The 17,199-nt window shown below is 72.5% G+C and carries 9 protein-coding genes and 1 pseudogene; 4 read left to right on the top strand and 6 right to left on the bottom strand.

Going from position 1 to position 17,199, the window contains the following annotated elements; genetic code table 11:
* Positions 1 to 297, top strand: a pseudogene (locus HGK34_RS18595) (hypothetical protein); the annotation flags it as partial.
* A gap of 49 nt (positions 298 to 346) precedes the next feature.
* Entirely contained in the window at positions 347 to 940 is a 594-nt protein-coding gene (locus tag HGK34_RS18590) for an alpha/beta hydrolase family protein (RefSeq protein ID WP_201850160.1), read from the top strand.
* Between the two features lie 97 nt (positions 941 to 1,037).
* On the opposite strand, the gene HGK34_RS18585 is transcribed toward HGK34_RS18590, so the two are convergent.
* The 5 genes from HGK34_RS18585 to HGK34_RS18565 all read right to left on the bottom strand — a co-directional run bounded on the left by HGK34_RS18585 (position 1,038) and on the right by HGK34_RS18565 (position 11,000).
* Positions 1,038 to 3,008: a rhamnulokinase gene (locus HGK34_RS18585; protein ID WP_244666930.1), complete on the bottom strand. Its 1,971-nt coding sequence runs from the start codon at positions 3,006 to 3,008 to the stop codon at positions 1,038 to 1,040.
* On the bottom strand, positions 3,005 to 5,086 hold the full coding sequence (locus tag HGK34_RS18580; protein WP_201850158.1) for a bifunctional aldolase/short-chain dehydrogenase: 2,082 nt from the start codon (positions 5,084 to 5,086) through the stop codon (positions 3,005 to 3,007). The genes HGK34_RS18585 and HGK34_RS18580 overlap by 4 nt, the downstream gene beginning before the upstream one ends.
* Positions 5,087 to 5,135: 49 nt before the next feature.
* Positions 5,136 to 6,299, bottom strand: coding sequence for an L-rhamnose isomerase (gene rhaI / locus HGK34_RS18575; RefSeq protein WP_201850156.1), 1,164 nt, complete (start codon positions 6,297 to 6,299; stop codon positions 5,136 to 5,138).
* Positions 6,300 to 6,887: 588 nt separating this feature from the next.
* Positions 6,888 to 10,289, bottom strand: coding sequence for a CARDB domain-containing protein (locus tag HGK34_RS23320; RefSeq protein WP_280517963.1), 3,402 nt, complete (start codon positions 10,287 to 10,289; stop codon positions 6,888 to 6,890).
* Positions 10,290 to 10,589: 300 nt separating this feature from the next.
* A complete protein-coding gene (locus tag HGK34_RS18565) occupies positions 10,590 to 11,000 on the bottom strand; it encodes an L-rhamnose mutarotase (RefSeq protein ID WP_244666929.1) in 411 nt (136 codons plus the stop codon).
* A gap of 128 nt (positions 11,001 to 11,128) precedes the next feature.
* Between HGK34_RS18565 and HGK34_RS18560 the strand changes: the two genes are divergently transcribed.
* The gene (locus HGK34_RS18560) at positions 11,129 to 12,193 is read left to right on the top strand and encodes a LacI family DNA-binding transcriptional regulator (protein ID WP_201850154.1); all 1,065 of its coding nucleotides are present in this window, start codon (positions 11,129 to 11,131) and stop codon (positions 12,191 to 12,193) included.
* 609 nt (positions 12,194 to 12,802) lie between these two features.
* A complete protein-coding gene (locus tag HGK34_RS18555) occupies positions 12,803 to 14,620 on the top strand; it encodes a M15 family metallopeptidase (RefSeq protein WP_201850152.1) in 1,818 nt (605 codons plus the stop codon).
* A gap of 134 nt (positions 14,621 to 14,754) precedes the next feature.
* Here HGK34_RS18555 and HGK34_RS18550 read toward each other — a convergent pair whose 3' ends face one another.
* On the bottom strand, positions 14,755 to 17,088 hold the full coding sequence (locus HGK34_RS18550; RefSeq protein ID WP_244666928.1) for a beta-galactosidase: 2,334 nt from the start codon (positions 17,086 to 17,088) through the stop codon (positions 14,755 to 14,757).
* Positions 17,089 to 17,199 lie beyond the last annotated feature (111 nt).

Here is a 17,199-nt window from a genome sequence, read left to right as displayed (position 1 = left end):
CAGCGTCAGATGTGTATAAGAGACAGCTCCGCCACCGAGCCGACGCCGGACCCCACCCCGTCCACGCCGGTTCGGAGCCCTGGTCCCAGCCCGTCGCCGACGCCGGACCGGTCCGTACCCTCGGACCCGTACGAGCAGGAGGCCCCGACCATCACCTCGTTCGGCCAGGCGGCACCCGCCGACGACCCTGTCAGGGAGGGAGGGCCCGCCGGTCTCAACTGGGTGTGGGTGCTCCTCGCCGGTGTCGGCGCGGCCGTCGGCGGCGTGCTGCTGATGATGCTGTGGCGGCCCTCCTGACCCGCCGCTCGACCTCCCGCGGAGCGTGGCGGTGCCCCACGATGGTGGGATGAACGTCTCCGGACTGCTGCTCACGCCCGGCGCGGGCGCGTCGAGCGACCACCACACGCTGGTCACGGTGGACCAGGAGCTGTCCGCTCTCGACCCGCCCGTGCCCGTCCGGCGGGTGGACTTCCCGTATCGCCTCGCAGGGAAGAGGATGCCGGACCGTCCCCCGGTCGCCGTTGCCCACCTTCGCGCGGTGGCCGCGAAGTTCGCCGAGGAGATCGGTACGACGACGGACCGCCTCCTGCTCGGTGGCCGTTCGTACGGGGGGCGCATGTGCTCGATGGCGGTCGCGGAGGGCCTCCCCGCGGCGGGCCTCGTGCTGCTGAGCTACCCGCTGCACCCGCCGGGCAGGCCGGACCGCCTGCGGGTGGAGCACTTCGGGGACCTCGACGTTCCGGTGCTGTTCGTGTCCGGGGACAGGGACCCGTTCGGCACTCCGGAGGAACTCGCGGAGCATGCCGCCGCGATACCGGGACGCGTCACCCGGGTCACCCTGCCCGGCGCCCACGACCTGCGGGGCCGGGACGCGGAGGTCGCCGCGGCCGTCGCGGACTGGATCACGAGCCGGGAGGCGCCCGGGAGATCGCGCGGGTAGGCGCGAGCCGTTGGTGTGGTCGGGGGTTCGGCGTGTGGTCGGTCAATCACTTGACCGACCACACGCCGAACCCCCGACCACACACCCGATCGGTGTCCTACGCGGGCAGTCCGCGCGACGGGGTGGGCTCGTACGTGCGCGGCGCCGTGCTCGCGCGGACGGCCGCGCGCAGGTCCGCCCGCGACGCCGGCCCGCCGTCCGAGCCGGTCAGGGCTCCTGCCGCGCGCGCTTGGACCAGGACGTTCCCGAGCGCCGTGGCCTCGACCGGTCCGGCGTGCACGGGCAGGCCCGCCGCCTCGGCCGTGAGGCGGTTCAGCAGGTCGTTCTGCGATCCTCCGCCCACCACGTGGATCGCGGTGACCTCGACGCCCGCGAGCTGGCCGGCGCGGTGGACCACCCGGGCGTAGGCCGCCGCGAGGCTGTCCAGGATCACCCGTGCGGCCGCCGGCCGGGTGTCGGCCACGCCTTGCGGCGCCCGCCGGTCGATCGCGGCACGCACCCGGCCGGGCATGCCGCCCGGCGCGAGGAACTCCTCGCCGTCCACGTCGATGAGGCAGCGGCCACCGGGTTCGCGGGCAGCCTTCTCCAGGAGGGCTGGAAGGTCGACCGGCGCGCCGTCGGCCTCGGACCATTCGCGCACGCACTCGTTGAGGATCCACAGCCCCATGACGTTGCGCAGGTACCGCACGGTGCCGTCGATGCCGAGCTCGTTGGTGAAGTTCGCCTCGCGGCTGGCCGGTGTGAGCACGGGCGCGTCAAGCTCCAGCCCCACCAGCGACCAGGTCCCGGACGAGATGTAGGCCGCGGCCTCCCGTTGCCCCGTGGTTTCCTGCCCCGCGGCCTCCCGTCCCGGGGTTTCCCGTCCCGGGGATTCCTGTCCCGGGGATTCCTGCCCCGCAGCCTCCCGTCCCGGGGTTTCGCGTCCCGGGGCCTCCCGCTGGCCGGCAGCCTGCGGCAGCGGTGCCGCCGCGACGGCCGAGGCCGTGTCGTGCGAGCACACGGCGAACACCGGCACCGCGCCCAGGCCCGTCTCGTCGCCGAGGTCCGGGCGGAGGTCCCCGACGGCGGTCCCGGGTTCCACGAGTTCCGGGAGCCGGGACCGCAGGTCCCCGAGCTCCGGGAACTCCCGCACGAGGCGCTCGACATGCGCGTCCGACCAGGTCCGGGTCCGGGCGTCGAGCAGGCCGGTGGTGGACGCGTTCGTCACCTCGGCCACCCGCCTGCCCGTGAGCCGGTACGTGATGAGGTCCGGGACGAGAAGCACCAGCGCGGCGCGGGACCAGTCGGTCGCTCTCTCGGCGTCGGCGGCAGCGTCGGCGTCGGCGGCACCCGGAACCGCCTGCCCGCGACCATCGCGCTCGGCTGCGCTGGCGACCAGCTGGAACAGGGACGTGAACGGCAGGTCCTGCAGCCCGTTGACCGCGTAGTGCTCGGCGAAGGGAATCCGCTCGTAGACGCGCTCGCGTACGGCATCCGTCCGCGCGTCGCGGTAGCACCACGGCTGGGCGAGCAGGGCTCCGTCGTCGTCCAGGAATCCGTGGTCGACCGCCCACGAGTCGACGCCGATCCCCCGCACGTCGAGCCCGCGGCCGGACGCGATGGACGCCGCCTCGCGCAGCCCGGTCACGATCCCGTCCCAGAGCGCCTCGAAGTCCCAGTGCAGACCGCCGTCGGTGACTGCGGGCCCGTTCGGGAACCGCCCGCACTCGACGAGCTCGACCCGCACGGGGTCCGTCCGTCCGCGCACGGGGTCCGTCCGTCCGCGCACGACGCCTGCCGAGGCCGTGCCCGACCGTTCCACCGGGACCGTGCCGACCCGTTCCGCCGAGGCCGTGCCGACCCGTTCCGCCGGGGCGGCTTGCCCCGCGGGCGGCCCGGCGTCCGCACCGGCCGGACCGTCTCCGGCCGGCGGATGCAGGACGCCGAGCATGACGCGACCGGACGTCGCGCCCAGGTCGATCGCGACGAACGCCGTACCGCCCTTGGCGCCGGACGGCTCGGCGGGCACGCGTACGGGGGCCGGCTCGGGCGCGCCCACGGGCGCGTGCTCGGGCTCGGCGCCGCTCATCGCAGGAACGCCGCCGCCACGCCGGAGTCGACCGGGACGTGCAGGCCTGTGGTGAGGGGCAGGTCGGGTCCGACCAGCGCGAACACGGCCGCGGCCACGTGGTCCGGCAGCACCTCGCGCTTGAGCAGGGTGCGCTGGGCGTAATACTGCCCGAGCTCGTCCTCCGGCACGCCGTAGACCGCGGCGCGCTTGGCGCCCCAGCCGCCGGCGAAGATCCCGGACCCGCGGACCACGCCGTCGGGGTTGATGCCGTTGACGCGGATGCCGTGCTCGCCCAGTTCTGCGGCGAGCAGCCGCACCTGGTGGGCCTGGTCGGCCTTGGCCGCGGAGTAGGCCACGTTGTTGGGCCCTGCGAACAGGGAGTTCTTGGACGCGATGTAGACGATGTCGCCACCCATGCCCTGGGCGATCATGGCGCGGGCCGCCTCCCGCGCGACCAGGAACGACCCGCGCGCCATGACGTCGTGCTGCAGGTCCCAGTCCTTCTCGGTGGTCTCCAGCAGCGGCTTGCTGATCGACAGGCCCGCGTTGTTCACCACGAGGTCCACGCCGCCGAACGCCAGCGCGGCCTCGTCCACCGCGGCGGCGACGTCGGCGGCGGAGGTGACGTCGGCGGCGACGCCCACGGCGATGTCGGGTCCGCCGAGCTCGGCGGCCGCCTCCCGCGCCTTGTCGGCGTCCAGGTCCGCGATCACCACGCAGGCGCCCTCGGCGGCCAGCCGCAGTGCGGTCGCCTTCCCGATGCCCGACGCCGCCCCGGTGACCAGAGCCACCCGCGTGGCCAGCGGCTTCGGCGCCGGCATGCGCCGCAGCTTGGCCTCCTCCAGCGCCCAGTACTCGATGCGGAACTTCTCCGACTCGTCGATGGGCGTGTAGGCCGAGATCGCCTCGGCACCGCGCATCACGTTGATCGCGTTCACGTAGAACTCGCCGGCCACCCGGGCGGTCTGCTTGTTCCGCCCGAACGAGAACATGCCCACCCCCGGCACCAGCACGATCAGCGGGTCGGCGCCGCGCATGGCGGGCGGCTCCTCGCCCCGCTCCCGTGCGGCGGCCGCTCCACGCTCGTAGTAGGCCGCGTAGTCCTGACGGTACGGCTCGTGCAGCTCGTGCAGCCGGGCGACGACGTCGTCCACCGGGGCGTCCGCCGGCAGGTCCACCACCAGCGGCTTGACCTTGGTGCGCAGGAAGTGGTCGGGGCACGACGTCCCGAGGTCCGCGAGGACCGCCAGCTTCTCGCGGGACAGGAAGTCGAGGACGACGCCCGCGTCGGTGAAGTGGCCCACCTGTGGCGCGTCGGTCGAGGCGATGCCGCGGATCACCGGAGCCAGGGCGGCGGCCTTGGCGCGGCGCTCGTCGTCGGGCAGGGCCTCGTAGCCGGGGCGGACCGAGCCGAACGGGTGCTCGCCGCGTTCGGCGAGGGAGGCGGTGCGGGCGGCGATGAACTCCTCGGCCCTGCGGATGATGGCCAGGGAGCGCTGCTCGCACTCCTCGGAGGTGTCGCCCCAGGCGGTGATGCCGTGGCCGCCGAGGATGCAGCCGATGGCCTGGGGGTTCTTCGCCTTGATCGCCGCGATGTCGAGTCCGAGCTGGAAGCCGGGGCGGCGCCAGGGGACCCAGACCACCTCGTCGCCGAAGATCTCCGCGGTGAGCTTCTCGCCGTCGGCGGCGGTGGCGATGGCGATCCCGGCGTCGGGGTGCAGGTGGTCGACGTGGTCGGCGTCGACCAGGCCGTGCATGGCCGTGTCGATGGAGGGTGCGGCGCCGCCCTTGCCGTGCAGGCAGTAGTCGAAGGCGGCGACCATCTCGTCCTCGCGGTCGATGCCGGGGTAGGTGTCGACCAGGGCGCGCATCCGGTCGAGGCGGAGGACGGCGAGGCCCTGGGGCTTCAGGGTGCCGAGGTCACCGCCGGATCCCTTGACCCACAGGAGTTCGGCGTCCTCGCCGGTCACGGGGTCGGTGGCGGTGCCCTTGGCGGAGGTGTTGCCGCCGGCGAAGTTGGTGACGCGCGGGTCGGAACCGAGGCGGTTCGACCGGGCGACGAGCGCGTCGACGGCCGGGGTGGTGTCAGTGGTCATCTGCTGCTGCTCCTAGGTGTCCTGCGAGGTCGTTCGTACGTGCGGAGGGTCAGGCGCCCCAGCCGGCCTGGGCTCCGCCGACGCGCTCGGTCGCGATCTTCTCGGCGTAGCCCGAGGCCGCGAAGGCTGCCATCGGGTCGGGGTCGAGGCCCTGCTCCTGGCGCAGTTCGACCAGCAGCGGCCGGGTGTCGGTGTTGTAGGCGTCCATGAGCACGCCGTTCGCGCCGAGCACGTCCCCGGCCTGCTGGGCTGCGGCCAGGGCGTCGGCGTCGACCAGCAGTGCCTTGGCCGTGGCCTCCTGGACGTTCATGACCGAACGGATCTGACCGGGGATCTTCGGCTCGATGTTGTGGCACTGGTCGAGCATGAAGTTGACGCCGGAGTCCGGGGCGAGCGCTCCGGCCTGGACGATCTCGTGCATGATCCGGAAGAGCTGGAACGGGTCGGCGGCACCCACCATCAGGTCGTCGTCGGCGTAGAAGCGGCTGTTGAAGTCGAACGCGCCGAGGCGGCCCTGCCGCAGGAGCTGGGCCACGATGAACTCGATGTTCGTGCCCGGGGCGTGGTGGCCGGTGTCGAGGACGACGTTGGCCCGCTCGCCCAGCGCCATGCAGTGCAGCAGGGAGGTACCCCAGTCGGGGACGTCCATCGTGTAGAACGCGGGCTCGAAGAACTTGTACTCGAGCACCAGGTGCTGGTCCTCGTCCAGGGCGGCGTAGATCTCGGCGAGCGACTCGGCCAGCCGGTCCTGGCGGGCACGGATCGAGTCCTGGCCGGGGTAGTTCAGGCCGTCGGCCAGCCAGACCTTGAGGTCCGCCGATCCGGTGGCACGCATGACGTCGATGCACTGCTTGTGGTGCTCGATCGCCTTGGCCCGGATCTTCGCGTCCGGGTGGGTGAGCGACCCGAGCATGTAGTCGTCGTCCTGGAAGACGTTGGAGTTGATCATGCCGATGGTAACGCCGAGGTCCGCGGCATGCCGGGACAGGTCGGAGAAGTCGTCCACCAGGTCCCACGGGATGTGCAGGCTCACGCGTGGCGCGATGCCGGTGTACTGGTGCACCTGTGCGGCGTCGGCCAGCTTCTCGTAGGGGTCACGCGGGACCCCGGGCTGACCGAACACCTTGAACCGGGTCCCCGAGTTCCCGAAAGCCCACGACGGGAGCTCGATGGTCTGGTCACGGAGTGCCGCCTTGGCGTTGTCGGGCGTCATCGGCACGGCTCCCTTCCGGCGCTTCGTCGCGCGCTGCGTGTGGCGTCGGGCGACGCCGCCTTGAAACGATTCAAGTGGAGCGTAGCCCTCGCCCGTGCGCACGGTCAAGGCGCATGGTGGGAGCAGCGCCATGCTGCACGTGAGCCCCCCTCGCACCGGGGCAGCAATCCATCGGCGCGCGGCGGGTGCGTCACGTGATCGCGGGCATCGCGTCGTCGCGGGCATCGCGTCGTCGCGGGCATCGCGTGGTCGCGGGCATCGTGTGGTCGGGGGCCGCCACATGGTCGCGGGCATCGTGTGGTCGGGGGTTTGGCGTGTGGTCGGTCAATCACTTGACCGACCACACGCCAAACCCCCGACCACACGACGGCGTGCACAACCGGCGTGCACAACCGGCGAGCGGACGACGGCGAGACCGCGACCGCGCGCCGTCGGGCGAGACCGCGACCGTTCGCCGTCGGGCGAGACCGCGACCGCGCGCCGTCGGGCGAGACCGCGAGCGCGCGCCGTCGGGCGGGACCACGTGCACTACCCCCGACCACACGCCCCGCCGAGCGCACGACCCCCGTGCACGACCGCCGTGCAGGCCTACTGGCCGGTGAACTCGAACGTCGAACCGGGCTCCTGCTCGATGTCGCCCTCGGCGGAGTTCGTGACGGTCACGCCCGAGAGGACGGCGTTGCCCCGGGCCCCGCCCATCGCGAGGATGCCGGACCCGTTGTTGGACCGGTCGATCCGCACGTCGGTGATCCGGACGTCGGGCATGCTGCCGCCGCCGTTCTTGAACTGGATGCCGTCATAGGTGGAGTCCACGATGTCGGTGTCGCGGATGATGACGCCGACGATGTCGTGGGTCTGGGGGAACAGCGTGATGGCGCCGAACTCCTGGTCCTCGTTCCAGAACGCCCCGCCGGTGCGGTACAGCCCGTTGTTGGCGACGAGCGTGGTCCCCGAGAACGGCAGGGGGCTGTGGTCGGTGGCGAGCATGATCCCGGGGTAGTTCATGGTGTCGTAGACCAGGTTGTTCTCGATGCTGTTGTCGTAGCCGCCGTAGATGGCGATGCCGTTGGCGCGCCACGGGAGCTGGACCGTGTTGTTCCGGAAGGTGTTGTCGTGCGCGATGTCGACGGCGGTGTCCTTCACGTAGGGGTTGGCCCAGACGGCGAGGGCGTCGTCGCCGGTGTTGCGGAAGGCCGAGTTCACCACCGACGAGTTGCGCGTGCCGTTGGAGAAGTTGATCCCGTCGGCGTAGGTGTCGCGGATGCGCATGCCGGAGAACCGCAGGCCGTCGGCAGGGCCCCACAGCTCCGGCTTGTTCGAGTAGTCGCGGCCCACCCACACGCCGACGTTCGCGTGCTCGATCCACACGTTGGAGATCGTGGTGTTCTGCCCGAACCGCCCGTTGAGGCCGACGCCGCCCTCGTCGTCACCGTCACCCCCGCGGATCCGCCCGGAGCCGAAGATCGCGAGGTCGGAGATCTGGACGTTGTCGTCGATGTCGAACCCGAAGTTGCCCTCGTGCGGATGGTTGATGCCGTCGGCGTCCTGCGGCTCGATGATGCTGTAGAGCTGGGAGTGCCACATCCCGGCCCCGCGGATCGTCACGTCCCGGATGCCGACCTGGTTGTAGCCGGTGCGGTCGGGGTCCTCGGTGAGGATCTTGCGCTCCTGACGCCACTGGCCGGCCGGGATCCAGACGCAGTCGATGTCGCCGTCCTGGTTGGCCGTGACGGCCGCCTGGATGGCGTCCGTGTCCTCGATCCCGTCGTCGGGCACGGCGCCGTACTCCGTGATCGACGTGCACTGCGCCGGCTTCGGCGACGGCGGCGCCACCTGCTCCAGCTCGACCAGGTCGATGACGTAGAACTCGGCGTCGTCGTCGGCATCACGCTGGAGGCGGAACACGGTGCCGGCCGGGAAGTCCTGGTCCAGGAGCGCGTGCGACTCGTCGAAGAGCCTGCGCGCGTCGCCGCCCGGGGTGTTGGTCAGGCCCTCGGGCGAGTCGGTCGTCCCGTACAGCCAGGAGTGCTGCGAGGAGAGCGTCAGCTTCCGCACGAACTCGCCGTCCGCGTAGAGGCTGATGGTCTTGTCCTGGCCCCCGCCTCCGGCGGCGTCCGGGATGGAGTTGCGCACCACGATGGAGTTCGTCGGGTTCGTGGAGGTGAGCTCCACGTACTCGCCGGTACCGGTCAGACGCACGGACTCACGGCCGGAGGACTCGGTGGCGAAGTTGGTGTGCCCGAACGTGCGCAGCGGGTCGGTCCGGAGCAGCTCACCGGTGTAGGTGCCGTCCTCGGCCTCGTAGGTGGTGTAGGGCGTGGCCGCGCCGCGGCCCACGGTGAGGGCGAGCGTGCCGGTGTTGTTGCCCTCGTCGGTCTCGTCGACGACGCCGGTCGCGTCGGCCGTGGCGGTCACGGTGGCGCCGCCGTCGGTGGCCGTCCAGGAGCCGTCAGGAGTGACGGCGGCCGTCTCGCCGGCGCCGACCGCCGGGGTGGCGCCGTCCAGCGTGTCCCCGCCGGCGACGACCCGCGTCACGGATCCTGCGGCAGCGGGCTCGTTGCCACGGTTGCGCACCGTCACGGTGAAGGTCACGTCGTCGCCGACGCGCGGGGAGGACGGGTTCGAGGACACCGAGACGACCTCGAGGTCCGGACCCGGCGCCTCGTCGACGACCAGCTTCACCGGTGACGTGTAGGCGTTGTTCGTCTCGTCGTTCTCGGACACGACGTCCTGCGGGTCGACGACGGCGCCGACCGTGTGCTCACCGGCGCGGTGCGTACCGGCGGAGATCTCCACCTGGGCGCTCGCACCGGGCTCCAGCGCCCCGACGTCCGAGGATCCGGCGGTGGCGCCGTCGACGGTCGCCTCGACGGTGGTGGCCGCGGACGCACGGTCCCCGGCGTTCTCCACGGTCGCGGTGAGCGTGACGGGGGTGGTCGCGGTCGGGGATCCCGGGGACGCCGTCACCTCGGTGACGGTGAGGTCGGGGTTCGGTTCCAGGTCGCCGTAGACCTCCAGCTCGGCCACCTGGCCGTTGCCCGCGCCGGTGTTGCCCGTGAAGCGCAGCCGGACGTCGGTGACGGTGCCGGCCGCGGCGACGTCGACGAGGTTGCCGGTCCCGGGCGCGAACGCGTACCCGGCCGACGGCACGAGCTCCTCCCAGCCGCCCGTCCCGGAGCGCCCCCAGACGGAGAACGTCTGCGTGCGCGGACCCCAGACGGCGTCGGGGTTGAGGCGCACACGGAGGGTGTGCACCTGCGTGGGCGCGGCCAGGGACACGTCGAGGGTGGACGGGTACTGTCCGCCCGCGCCCTCCCAGTACGTCCCGAGCTGCCCGTCGACGGCGTTCGCCGCGGCGTAGGTCCACTGCGTCGAGGACGCCTCCACCGGTCGGCCCTGGGCGTGGTTGGTGCCGGTCGGGTCGGTGGGCGGGTCGGTCGGCTCGGTGGGCGGGTCGGTCGGCTCGCCGCCGCCGACCGCCGCGCCCCACACCTGGAGCTCGGACACCTGACCGTTGCCCGCGCCGGTGTTGGCGGTGAACGCGAGGCGGAGCTCGGCCGCTCGCGCGTCGAGCGGGATCTCGACCTGGTTGCCGGTGGCGGGGTCGAAGCCGTACGCCACCTCGGCCGCGAGCGTGCGGAACGACGACTCGCCGTCGGACCGCCCGAGCACGCTGAACGTCTGGGTGCGCGGAGACCACACGTCCGGCGGGGGCAGCATGACGACGACGCGCTCCACGTCGGCGTCCTCGCCGAGGTCGACCGTGAGGTCCGAGGGATACTGCCCGCCCGCGCCCTCCCAGTAGGAGCTGGTGTCGCCGTCGTTCGCGTTGCCCGCGACGTACGTCTGGGTCACCGACGAGGCGGTGATCGGTCTGCCGAGGGCGAGGTTGGTGACGTCGGCGGCCTGCGCCGCGGCGGCGACGCCGAGCGGCGCCACCAGCGTCACCGCGGCACCCGCCACGACCATGTGCTTCCAGGGGATTCTCATGAACGTCCTCGTTCTCCCGCCGGAGGCGGGCTCATCCACCCCACCCGCGGGCGACGGTGCCCGACGACGGCGCTGCGGTACTGGTGCGTCGGCGTCCCGGATGGGTCTGTCGGCGCCACCGACGCGACCCATCGGGATGGGATCGGTCGCACGGAGGCAGGTCGGAGAGTTGCAGTGCATGCACTGCTTCTTGCTCATTGCCTGTCAGGTTTTTGCAGCTTGCTGGATGGACGTTACGAGACCCCTTCGCATGCCGTCAAGGGGTCGGCGACGGAGCAGTCATGGCATCGGCGCGCGCGGTCAGGTCTGCGGCGTGACCGCCAGCCCGGCCGTGCGCAACTGGTCCTCGAGGTGGAACACCTCGTCGAGGATCACGAAACCTTCGTCCGGGCTGCCGTCGTCCACGAAGAAGCCGCCCATCTCGGCCTGCCAGCGGGCGTTCACCTCGGTGGCGGCCATGCCCGCCTGCGCGGCGTCGTAGTCGTCGGTCTCGAGGATGCCCACCAGCAGGCCGTCGTCGCGCAGGTACAGGTGATAGTCGCGCCAGCCGGTGTCCCTCAGGGCCTCGAGCATCTCGGGCCACACGGCGGCGTGCGCCGCCCGGTACTCGGCGAGCCGGTCGGGCCGGACCTGCGAGGTGAAGCACACCCGCCCCCGGCGTGGCGCCCGCCCGGCGGGCATCGGCGTGGGCGTGGGCGTGGATTCAGTCATCGTCGACCTCCGATTGCGTCCGGCGCCAGGTCCGGATCGTCCCGCCCCGCGGCGCCCTGATCGTGAAACGGTTCAAAAACTACCCGATCCAGGGCGGCGGGCGGCGGGACTCGTCCCATAATGGGGGCATGGCCAATTCCACGAAGGCGTCGAAACCGGCAGACGGCGCGGGCGCGCGCACAGCACGCCGTCGGGCATCGATCACCGACGTCGCCAGGGCCGCCGGGGTCGCGGTCGGCACCGTCTCGAACGTCCTGAACAAGCCAGACCGCGTGCTCCCCGCGACGCGCGAACGGGTGGAGGCGGCCATCGCGGAACTGAACTTCGTACGCAACGGCTCGGCGCGCCAGCTCCGCGCCGGCACGCTGACCAGCGTCGGTGTCGTGGTCCTGGACCTCTCGAACCCCTTCTTCACGGACGCCGCCCGCGGCATCCAGGACCGCCTGGAACGCGACTCGTTCACGCTCATGGTGGCCGGGTCCGACGAGGACCTCGACCGCGAGCGCCGCTACCTGCGCCTCTACGAGGAGCATGGGGTGCAGGGCGTGATCGTCAGCCCGGCCACGGACGACATCGACCATGTCCTGGCACTGCGTGAGCGGGGTACGGCGGCGGTGCTGCTGGACCGGCCGTCCCCGGTCCCGGAACTGGCGTCCGTGGCGGTGGACGACGTCGCGGGGGGCCGCCTCGCCGTCGCCCATCTGATCGCCCAGGGGCACGAGCGGATCGCCTTCCTCAACGGCTCGCACTCGATCCGGCAGTGCCGGGACCGCCGGGAGGGTGCCGCAGCCGCGATGACCGACGCCGGCCTCGATCCCGAGACCGCCCTGGTCGAGATCACGGTGCCGAGCCTGACGCCGCAGGGCGGCGAGGCGGGGATCCGGGAGGCGCTGGCCCTGCCGGCCGCCTCACGGCCGTCCGCGGTGTTCTGCGTGAACGACCTGGTCGCGCTCGGCGTGCTGCGCACGCTGCGCCGGGAGGGGATCGCCGTCCCCGAGGAGATGGCGGTGGTCGGGTACGACGACGTCACCTTCGCCGCGGAGCTCGCCACCCCGCTGAGCTCGGTGCGGCAGCCGACGCTGGAGCTGGGCACGCGGGCCGCCGACCTCCTGTTCCGCCCGGAGGACTCGGCACCGGAACAGGTGGTGTTCGAGCCGGAACTGGTGACCCGAGAATCCTCGGCGGCACGCTGAGCTGCTGCCCCCCTACCGGGGTGCGGGCAACGCCGCGCCCCTGAAATACCACCCGGAGCCAGGCCGGAGTCGACGACATGAGCCCCGACGTCGGGTCACGGCTCACGGGCCCTCGCTGACCTTGGATCAGCAGGCGAACCAGTTCCATCAGTCGCGCCTGAACGGTCTTCGAGCGCCTGCTGAACCACACCGCAACAGCGGGTGCGCCCCCGGGTTGAAGCGCGGCTATTGAAATCGGAGTCAGTACCGCTAGACTCCCTCGCAGTACCTGACCAGGCACGTCCCGTCGGCAACGGGGCAGGCGGCGGATCGACGCAAGGGAGCGTTGACGCGATGACAGAACTGTCCTCCGGCCGCGGGCCGTACGGCGGGCCGGCGCGGGGCGCCGGGCGCACCGACAGCACGACCCGGCAGGACGCGGGCCTCACCGAGAGGCAGGACCGCAGCGCTGTCCGCAGCCGCGGTGTCCGCCTCGGGTGGGACCGCAGTGTCCGCGTCGGCCGGGACCGCAGTGTCCGCGCTGGCCGGCACCGCGTTGTCCGCGTTGGGTGGAACCGCGGTGTCCGCCTCGGCTGGACCGGGGGTGTCGCGGCGGTGATGGCGTGCGGTGTGCTGATCGGCACGCCCGCGAGCATGTCCGTCGCGGCCTCCGGGGCTGCCCCGCAACAGGCCGTCGGGGCCGCGGCAACGCAGCTGACACCAGGGACGGGCGCGTCGGCGAACAACACGGACGGACCGAACACGCCGCAGATCCGCACCACCCCGCAGGCGGTGACGAGCGCCCAGGTGCGGTCCCTCCTGGCCCGGGCCGAGACGTCCGCGACCGCCGACAACACGCGGGATGCCACGGGCGCCGCGGCGTCCCGGGTACGGCAGGCCGCCGCCGAGCTCGGGATGCTCTGGACGACGTACGAGGCCCAGGAGCGGCTGACACAAGAACAGTCGGTACAGGAAGGGCCGGCGCACGCCTCGGCCCGGACCACCACGCCCGAGCCGCCGACGGTCGCGTCCTCGCTCGTAGCCGTGGCTGCGCCCGGGATCACGCCGGCGCCGGGGTTCATGGCCCCGACGCCGACGCCGACGCCGTCCACGTCCGCACCCGCACCCGCACCCGCACCCGCACCGATGATCGCGTCGCCCTTCGCACCGGCAGTCGCACCGGCAGTCGCCTGGTCCGCCGGAACGTCCGCACCGCAGATCCCGGCCACACCGGCCGCCGTCTCGCCCTTGGCGACGACCACGATCGCAGCCGTCACGGCACACGCGGGATCGCCCGCACCTGGCGTCGCGACTCACACCCGCCGGCCCACCGGTGAGGCCCCCGGCGACGGCGCCGACCAGGTCACGATGGACGACGTCGTCGCCGCCGCCGTCCGGCTCGCAGCCCTCCTCGACGAGGCCGCCGTGTCGGAAACCGTGGTGGCCGTGACGCCCGATGCCGCGACCGTCCTGAGCGAAGCTCTCGCGGACAGCGTGGACAGCTACGCGAGCTCGACCGCCGGCTACGCGAACGGCCGCATCCCCGCGGGCGTCCTGTGCGATCTCGGTTTCGCGCCCGGCCAGGTACTGCGCTGCGACGCGGCGGCCCGGTTCGAGGCACTCGCCGCCGCCTTCCAGGACCGGTTCGGCTATCCCCTCCCGGTCACGGACTCGTACCGCTCGTACGCGTCGCAGGTTCGGGTCAGGAACACGAAACCGCACCTCGCGGCACTTCCGGGGACGTCCCTGCACGGCTGGGGCCTCGCCGTGGACCTGGGCGGCGCGATCGCGGGCGGCCGGTCCGCCGAGTACGCCTGGCTCCGGCACCATGCCCCCGCCTACGGCTGGGACAACCCGTCGTGGGCGCGCCACGACGGCAGCAAGCCCGAACCGTGGCACTTCGAGTTCTTCGCCGCAGGAGCCGCGCCGGACCATGTTCTGAACGTCGCCGACGCCGACTCCTGGACGGTGGAGCCCCACGATCCCGAGTCGGCGCCGGCGCCGGACGAGCCCGGGAAGAAGCCGTCCGCACCGGATCGCAAGAAGGGCTCCGCCGGCACCCGGGCCGCGGCGTCTACCCCCTCGGATGCTTCCTCCCCCTCGGACAAGACCTCCTCCGAGCCGGGCGGCACGTCTGCCTCCGGCTCCGGGAGCGCGGCGGCGGGCGCGTCCGGGGCCGAGCCCGGGTCCGGCGACGAACCCGGGTCCGGCGACAAGCCCACCGGGACGCCGACGGGCACCGAGACCGCGCCCGCCGGTGGCGCCGACAACGACCCGCTCACCGCCGGCATCGAGGCGGAGCGGGCCCGGATGGAGGAGGAGCAGGCCCGCATCCGCGAGGAGCTGGAGGCGGAGCAGGCACGGATCGAGGAAGAGCTGGAGGCCAAGGCGGCACGGATCGAGCACGAGCTCAACTGCCTCCTCGGCCTCGCCGAAGACTGCGACTGATCCTGCCGACAGGTGAACGACCCCCGGACCGGGAGACGGGCCGCGCCTGCGACGCGCTTGGCGGATGCCCCGCCGACCGAGACCGGCCACCGGGCCTGTAGGCGGTCATGCGGACTCCGCTCCGGCGTGACCCGCTACCGGCCCGGGAAGCGCACCACGCGGACTCCACCGGCCGGGACCGTCAGCATGTCCGTCACGGCGTCACCGGTCAGCAGCTCCTCGCCGACGACACCCGCGCGTGCGCCCGTGGTCGCGCTTCCGCCCGCGCCACCATCCGTGCCTGCGGCCCTGACCATGCCCGCGCCACCATCCGTGCCCGAGGCCCTGACCATGCCCGCGCCACCATCCGTGCCCGAGGCCCTGACCATGCCCGCGCCACCATCCGTGCCCGAGGCCCTGACCGTGCCCGCGCCACCATCCGTGCCCGTATCCGACGACGACGGCCTCGAACGTCCGACGTCGAGAGTGACCTCCCCGTCCGTGTGGTTGATCGCGAAGACGAACTCGGCGTCGTCGGCGACACGGTGCACCACCTCGACGCCCGCCGGCGCAACGACCTGTGGAAGCACTCCCGCCTCCTCGGCGAGACGACGGGCGATGTGCGCGAGCCCCGCGTCGGACAGCCGGGTGGCGACGTACCAGGCGGAACCGTCCGAGGATGCCTGGGCCTCGGATCCGGCCGGACCCGTCGCGCCGTCGGCCCGGATCGGCCTGCGCGTGATCGCCGGGCGCCCCGGCAACGGGCCGTCGTCGTAGGCGGCGACGACCTCGACGCCGTCGGACACGGTGGACTTCTCGGTCCACAGGTCCGCCACGAGACCGCCGTCCGGCAGCGACGGGCCGGAGACGCGCACCGACTCGGCCTCCTGGAGCGGGAAGAACTCCTCGGTCCGCACGCCGAGCAGGTCGCGGAACGCACCGGGGTAGCCGCCGAGGCGGATGTGGTCGTTCTCGTCCGCGATCCCGGAGAAGTAGGTGACCAGCACGGTTGCACCGCGTTCGGCCGCCGTGCGCACCCGGGCGGCACCGGCGTCGGACACGAGGTACAGGTTCGGCACCACGACGAGGTCGTAGCCGTCCAGGTCCCGCGAGGGCGGCACGACGTCCACGGTCACACCGAGCCGCCACAGCGCCTTGTACCAGGCGACGACCTGGTCCGGATACCGCACCCTGGTGGGGTGCACGTCCTGGTCACAGGCCCACCAGGCGGGCCAGTCCACCACGAGCGCCGTCCGGGCGGCCACGCGGGAACCACGCACCTCGCCGAGAGCTCCGACGACGGAGCCCAGCTCGACGACGTCGCGCCACAGGTCCGAGTCCGTCCCGGCGTGCGGCACCAGACCGCTGTGGTACTTCTCCGCCCCGGCCTTGCTCGCCCGCCACTGGAAGAACATCACGGCGTCCGATCCGCGTGCGACGTGCGCCAGGGAGTTGCGCAGCAGCTCCCCCGGCTGCTTGGCGCGGTTGCGCGGCTGCCAGTTGACGGCACTCGTGGAGTGCTCCATGAGGATCCACGGGTCGCCGCCCGCGATCCCGCGGGCGAGGTCGGCGCTGAAGGAGAGCAGCAGGTGCCGGTCAGGGTCGGCGGACATCGTGTAGTTGTCGTTCGCGACGACGTCGAGGTCGCCGGCCCAGGAGAAGTAGTCCATCCCCTGATGACTGCCGGCCATGAGGTTCGTGGTGGTGGGCACCCACGGGGTGATGTCGCGGAGGATGTCGCGCAGGTCGCGGTAGTAGTCGAGCAGCGCGTCGGAGCTGAACCGGTCGAAGTCGAGCAGCTGCGTGGGGTTGCCGAAGGCAGTGGTGTCCAGCGGCGGGAGCACGTCGTCGAACGAGCCGTACCGCTGGGACCAGAACGCCGTGCCCCACGCGTCGTTCAGCCCGTCGAGGTCGCCGTAGCGCTCGCGCAGCCAGTCGCGGAAGGCGTCCGCGGCGGCCGGGGAGTAGTCGCGCGGCAGGTGGCAGCCCAGCTCGTTGTCGACGTGCCACAGTGCCAGCGCGGGATGGTCGGCGTAGCGGCGGGCGATCCGTTCGGCCATGGCGAGTGCGTAGTCACGGAACACCGGGTGGTGGATCGAGTAGGTCTGTCGCGATCCCTGCGCGAGGACCGTGCCGTCGGAGCGCCTGGGGAGGATCTCGGGATGCCTGCGGGTGAGCCAGGGCGGGACGGCGGCGGTGGCCGTGGACAGTGCCACCCTGATGCCCGCCGCGTGCAGGCGGTCCATCGCGGTGTCCAGCCACGCCCAGTGGAACTCGCCCTCGCGCGGCTCGATGGTTCCCCACGCGAAGATCGCGAGGCTGACGATGTTCACGCCCGCGGCACGCATCAGTTCGATGTCCTCGAGGCGGACGTCGTCGGGCCACTGCTCCGGGTTGTAGTCCCCGCCGAACGCGAGCCCGTCGAGGCCGGCGTTCCAGGGCCGGATTCCGGCGGGGTCGAAGCTGCTGGGGGAGGTACGTCGGCGCATGGATGGATCCTGTCGTCGGTTCGGGTGATGCCTCACGGCGGTCACGGGCGTGCAAGAGACCGAGCGGGTGGCTGTGGTCGGGGGTTTGGCGTGTGGTCGGTCAATCACTTG

The sequence above is a fragment of the Myceligenerans indicum genome (assembly GCF_016742955.1).
GTDB classification, from domain to species: Bacteria; Actinomycetota; Actinomycetes; order Actinomycetales; family Cellulomonadaceae; genus Myceligenerans; species Myceligenerans indicum.
The sequence above is the reverse complement of the archived record's forward strand: the minus strand, read 5'-3'. Positions and strand labels throughout refer to the sequence as shown.

Bases quoted from the DNA above. Each gene is read 5' to 3' on its own strand.
- HGK34_RS18590 (WP_201850160.1), top strand. From the start codon at position 347: ATGAACGTCTCCGGACTGCTGCTCACGCCCGGCGCGGGCGCGTCGAGC.
- HGK34_RS18585 (WP_244666930.1), bottom strand. From the start codon at position 3,008: ATGAGCGGCGCCGAGCCCGAGCACGCGCCCGTGGGCGCGCCCGAGCCG.
- HGK34_RS18580 (WP_201850158.1), bottom strand. From the start codon at position 5,086: ATGACCACTGACACCACCCCGGCCGTCGACGCGCTCGTCGCCCGGTCG.
- rhaI (WP_201850156.1), bottom strand. From the start codon at position 6,299: ATGACGCCCGACAACGCCAAGGCGGCACTCCGTGACCAGACCATCGAG.
- HGK34_RS23320 (WP_280517963.1), bottom strand. From the start codon at position 10,289: ATGAGAATCCCCTGGAAGCACATGGTCGTGGCGGGTGCCGCGGTGACG.
- HGK34_RS18565 (WP_244666929.1), bottom strand. From the start codon at position 11,000: ATGACTGAATCCACGCCCACGCCCACGCCGATGCCCGCCGGGCGGGCG.
- HGK34_RS18560 (WP_201850154.1), top strand. From the start codon at position 11,129: ATGGCCAATTCCACGAAGGCGTCGAAACCGGCAGACGGCGCGGGCGCG.
- HGK34_RS18550 (WP_244666928.1), bottom strand. From the start codon at position 17,088: ATGCGCCGACGTACCTCCCCCAGCAGCTTCGACCCCGCCGGAATCCGG.